The organism is Rhizobium sp. SEMIA 4085 (genome assembly GCF_013004495.1).
GTDB lineage: Bacteria > Pseudomonadota > Alphaproteobacteria > Rhizobiales > Rhizobiaceae > Rhizobium > Rhizobium gallicum.
On the sequence record NZ_JABEPH010000384.1, the window covers coordinates 1 to 5,368 of the forward strand.

A 5,368-nucleotide genomic window follows, 5' to 3' on the forward strand; every position below is an offset into this window, starting at 1 on the left:
GATCAGGACTAGTGAGCCGTCGTCGGGAATCCTGGTTGTTACGGAGACGCTGTTTTCAATGGACAGCGATAGCCCTGACATAAAAGAACTCCAAGCAATCTGTTCCGCTTACAACGCAGTTCTTCTGGTTGACTGCGCACACGATCTTGGCTGCATCGGGCCAACTGGAAGGGGCATTCTCGAACTTCAGGATATGGTGGGAAAGGTTGATGTCCTGCTTGGCACCTTTTCCAAAACCTTTGCGTCGATCGGGGGCTTCGTTGCCACCCAATTTGACGGCTTTCGCACCGCCGTTCGCGCCTGCTGCGGTCCCCAGACGTTCACAAACGCGATGACGCCCATCCAGGCCGCCGTGATACTGGAGGCGTTTCGGATCGTTGAGAGCGATGAAGGTCAGCACCGCCGCCTCAAACTTCGCGACAACATTGATTATCTTCGGACGCAGTTGAAGCGTCACAGCTTTGTGGCGCTTGGCGAACCGAGCGCCATCGTGCCGGTTGTAGTGGGAGATTGTAGTGCTGCGCGAACAATGACATCATTTATGATTACAAACGGGGCAGCTGTGAATCTTGTCGAGTCACCTGCGGTCGCTAAAAATCAATCGCGCTGGCGACTCCAGGTGATGTCAGATCATTCACATGCTGACATCGACTCCTTCATCGAGTGCGCTCTTAAAGCTCGAGCCGATATCGCGAGGGGAAGCGTCGAAAAGAGGCTAGGGGGCCACCCTACCTTGATTGCGGCCGCCGCCGATTAATCCGTCTGGCGATGTGGGCATCACCACTTCAACGCCGTTCGTTGGAACCGATGCAAAGGCGAGTACCTACCGCCGACATTTTGGGCACGGCCGAAGTGGTCGCAAACCACTCTTCTCTCCTACAGTCAGCCTCTGCTCCATTTGTGTGATGACTGAAACACTGGCACCGGTAGTCTCCTTTCGAAGATCGGTCTCCGGTTTAGAGTTGCGTGCCAAGCTGGGCCGCCGACAGACCGAGCATTATACGAGAGGATGGACGAACATGATTAAGACGGTTTACAGGTTTCTGATCGGGATGGCTGTCGCAGCCACGCCTCTCGCGAGCACATCGGCCCGGGCGGATAACTACGACATCTGCTACAATCAGATCGAAAGCCAGTTTGGGCCTTATACCGACATCACATGGATGGAGCGAGTGTGGGCCTGCACCGCCGAAATGGATGGTAAGGTTCCGAAGGAAACTGACCAAGCAAGCAAATCCGCTGGCGACTGTAACTTCGACAAGCGCGTTGGTTCCTGTAAAGCCCGAATTCGGGTCCAAAGCACTTCGGGCAGCAAGGGGAGTTATGCGGCCGAAATACTCGTCAGCAGCTCGGCTCCATCATGCTCGAAGGTGGAATACTACCTAGACAGCACGCCCTATCAAACAGTGCTCAAAAAAGGAAGCTCTGCGGGAGAGAGTGTGTTCGGAACTGCGCCGATCTCAAGCAGCTTCCCCCGACCAGTTTCTTTGAAAGGTCGGATAGCTCGGCAACCGTGGACGACGACGAGGAGGATCAGATTGATGACGAATCGATACTTGAGCGTTGCCAGAAGGTCTTCAACGAAGTCCGCCGCCTGAAGTGGCACTACCGCAGCCGCTGCGAGAGCCTTATTCGGTTCTCGAACGAGAACTTTTACGAAAGCAGTCTGATCACGTTCCCGGCTGCGAAGCCCGGGGCGTTTTCGGTTGACTTGCTTCGGGCCAATGGCACTTACCAGGCGCGGCGGAACCTGACCGAAGCCGAGCGGATTTCTGAAGAAGCCATTGAATTTATGCGGCATTTCGCGCGTTCGGACGAGGAGTCCATGCCAACCCTCGGGATCGTGGCGGTCAATACCGATCAGCGCGATCTGATTTCCGAGACCCTGCGGCGTCTGGCAGCCAATGATGAACTGGTCGATGAGTTCATGCTGAAGGCTGAGCGCAAGGGCGAACCTCTGTTCGTGAAGAACTTGGAGAATGTTCAGGGCGATGAGCGCGATTTCATCTTCATTTCGATGACCTACGGGCCAGAGCCCGGGCAGACGAGACCAAGACAACGATTTGGTCCTATCAACACAAATCAGGGCCATCGCCGCCTGAATGTGCTGTTCTCGCGTGCGCGCATCAGGATCGCGCTGTTCACCTCATTCGGTTCGGAAGACGTCAAACCAACGGAAACGAGCAAAGAGGGCGTCCATGTTCTGAAACGCTACCTTGAATATGCGGAATCCCGGGGTAAGAGCGCGATCGAAAGCATCAGTCAGGATGCCGATAGCGACTTTGAAGTCGAGGTTGCGAAACGTCTGCGTCTGCGCGGTTATCATGTCGACCTGCAGGTGGGTGTGACTGGCTACAAGATCGACATCGGTGTGCGCAATCCGGACGCGCCAGAATCTTTTCTGGCCGGTGTCGAGTGTGACGGTGCCCGGTACCATTCCAGCAAGAGCGCGCGAGATCGCGACCGTCTGCGCGAGGAGGTTCTCGGCGGGCTTGGATGGAAGATTGTTCGTGTATGGTCAACGGACTGGTTCGATAATCCGGATCGCGAGACAGACAAACTCGTCACCCGACTGGAAGCGATCCGGAGACAGACCCCCTCCATCTACCAGGATTACCGCCTGCACGGCACTTATACCGTTTCGGTCGCCCAAACCGTCGATGAGCCCGAGGCTCTCGAACCTGCGGAGCTTCTTGCGGACGTGCCCGTCGCGGCACCGGCGAAGCCAATAGAACCCATTTCGCAGTTGGATTTCGGTGCACTTCTCGATCGGGCCGATGATGGTCTTGAGCTGCTAAACAGCGATCGTTCGCTATCCGAACAGGAAGCGGTCCGCGCGTTAAGAGCCTTCCGAGATACTGAGATAAAGGCTCGAATGGATGAATGGGAACCGCACCGTTCGATCCTTCGCGACGGTCTGATCGAGACATTCATCAAACAGCGTGTCATTGACCCTGCAGAATGGTTTCACAAGGTGCCGCAATACCTAAGGTCCGGAACGGATGCGGTCGAGAAGCGGCTCTATCTGGAGCGCATCTGCGAAGTCATCGAACGCTTGAACTGAGGCACACTGAATGGCCGAGCGAGGTACCGACGTATAGAAACGGAGTGAACAATTGGCTGAAAACAACCAGGAATTCACTGCCCTTTTAAAGGCGGTGCCGAGAACCCAAAGCGTGACAACAGCACGTATCACAAAGCACTTGCCGAGGCTCGCCAGGCTTTCGAGGCCGCCGAGTGCGTTAAGGTGGGGCTTTTCGGGCACGTCATTTTAGAGAACAATCAAACTGTATGTGTTACGGGCCAACCGAAATCAAAGCGACCGACGTAGTGCGTGTCATGAAGACGTTGCAGGTCCTGTTCCCAATCACCGACGGCCTGATCATATGAAGGACTTCGCCGGTGCTTGGCGTTTCGCGCCAGCGCAGCAATTGTCTCCGCCATCTTGCGTAGCCGTCGGCTGGATTCCGGTGTTCCCCATGAATCCATATGCCAACTTGGCAGGATAGGAGGCAATACGAGCGTGAATACCCGGTCGAGGATCGCGTACCTCGTCGAAGAAGTAAGGACACTTCCCCGACCCACTTGGTATCCGAAAAAGGATAGAATTCCGTCTTTCGGAGCGTCAAATGAGTTCAAGCTTCCACTACCATTCAGAGCTTCCGTTGAGGGCCATTTGAAATATTCTTCACTAAGGGAGAGCAGTTCTGACTCAATTTTTGCCAGCTGGACAAGCGCTTTTTTTCGGACTTGTTCTGTTGCCGTTTGATTGAATGCCAAATTCAACTGCCTCAACCAGCGTTCCGTGTAAGTCATGCCTCGGGTTTTAGCGGGAGCTTTGCCACTTCCCAATTTCGTCGGGTGCGGTCTGTTTTCAGAAGCAAGCTTTCGCAGCTTGAAACCGTGTGCGTTTTCGGCAAATTCTTGCGCTAACAAGTGGATGGGTGGCGATGGAGTAATGCGGATGCGCTCGGCACCGATTGCCGTACGAGCGACAGTTAAGCATTCCCTCTTGGAAATACGCTCAGCCGAGATATCAATGTAGAGATATTCGCCTGAATACCGGATCGAATAAACCGCCTTGCGGATCGATACTCCTAACGCGTTGTCCGGCATTCTGAAAACAAGGAAATTGTCGATCAGGTGATGGAATTTACCTTCCTTGAATACCAGTATCTGTTTACTGATATCAGAAGGTGGCACCAACAGACTAGGAACCTTTTGCGCGGTAATTTTCTTGGTGAGCACCCTTCTGACTCGAATTGCTAATGCCTTCTCGGGCGACATCTGCAAGCCGACTCTCTTCGTCGACAATGATTTTGAGTTACGCCTTCTTTTCTTTCCCCGAGACACGGCTCCTCCGCGATCTTAGCTCCCAACCCTCCAAGCCGTTCCCGATGCGGTTGATTTCTTGCACCACATTCTACCCGTGCCGGCCGCGCAGATGAGATCGACGCGTTAGAATAGAGCTTCACGCAGGCACCCATGTCAATGTCCTCATTCGCGCCGCCTTTAGCAATTTGTGGGGTCGTCAGCAGCTTCTTGACAACATCGATCAAGTACACGCGCGTATTGCCGCGCTGCCTTGCCGGCCATGCTAACCTCGGGCCTGCCGCAACTGGGGACATTAACTGCTGGTGAAGTCTGATTAGCTCAGGGTTGCAACACGACGCGGAACACTATTCATATTGCTTGACGAATGGACTGCCGGGGAAACGCATTTTATGGACAAGCGCTCTTTGACGGAACGCGATATCTGCACGAAGTTCATCCTGCCTGCCGTCAAGCACGCCGGTTGGGACACGATGCTGCAGGTCCGCGAGGAGGTGTTCTTCACCAAGGGGCGCATCACCGTGCGCGGCAAACTCGTCGCCCGAGGAACCGCGAAGAAAGCGGACGTCGTTCTCTACTACAAGCCCAACATCCCAATTGCCCTTATCGAGGCGAAGGATAATAAGCACGCGGTCGGCGACGGGCTGCAACAGGGACTGGACTATGCGGAAACGCTGGCTATCCCCTTCGTATTTTCCTCAAATGGCGATGGCTTTGTCTTTCACGATCGCACGGGCCTACGCGGACAGAAGGAAGAAAATCTCCTGCTCGACCAGTTTCCGTCACCGGAAGAGCTGTGGCGTCTTTACAGCGCATGGAAGGGACTGGACAGTTCCGCAGAAGCGCTGGTCCTGCAGGATTATTACGACGATGGCAGCGGCAAGGCCCCGCGTTACTATCAGGTCAACGCGATCAATGCGGCAATCGAGGCAATCGCCAAGGGGCAGGATCGCGTACTGCTGGTCATGGCGACGGGGACGGGCAAGACCTACACGGCTTTCCAGATCATCTGGCGTCTCTGGAAAGCCGGCCGCAA

General features: G+C 54.8%; 4 protein-coding genes. 3 read left to right on the forward strand and 1 reads right to left on the reverse strand.

The genetic code is table 11. From position 1 onward, the window contains the following. Positions 1 to 757 (forward strand): aminotransferase class I/II-fold pyridoxal phosphate-dependent enzyme (locus tag C9413_RS27050; RefSeq protein WP_210263625.1); only part of this gene is annotated, 757 nt, incomplete at its 5' end. Between the two features lie 603 nt (positions 758 to 1,360). Continuing rightward, positions 1,361 to 3,064, forward strand: a complete 1,704-nt coding sequence (locus C9413_RS27055; RefSeq protein ID WP_082046532.1) for an AAA domain-containing protein — start codon at positions 1,361 to 1,363, stop codon at positions 3,062 to 3,064. Positions 3,065 to 3,282: 218 nt separating this feature from the next. On the opposite strand, the gene C9413_RS27060 is transcribed toward C9413_RS27055, so the two are convergent. Beyond that, on the reverse strand, positions 3,283 to 4,293 hold the full coding sequence (locus C9413_RS27060) for a hypothetical protein (protein ID WP_170251151.1): 1,011 nt from the start codon (positions 4,291 to 4,293) through the stop codon (positions 3,283 to 3,285). Between the two features lie 431 nt (positions 4,294 to 4,724). On the opposite strand from C9413_RS27060, the gene C9413_RS27065 reads away from it, so the two are divergent. After that, positions 4,725 to 5,368 (forward strand): DEAD/DEAH box helicase family protein (locus C9413_RS27065; protein WP_170251152.1); only part of this gene is annotated, 644 nt, incomplete at its 3' end.

Excerpts from the sequence above, each read along its gene's own strand:
- C9413_RS27055 (WP_082046532.1), top strand. The coding sequence starts at position 1,361 with ATGCTCGAAGGTGGAATACTACCTAGACAGCACGCCCTATCAAACAGT.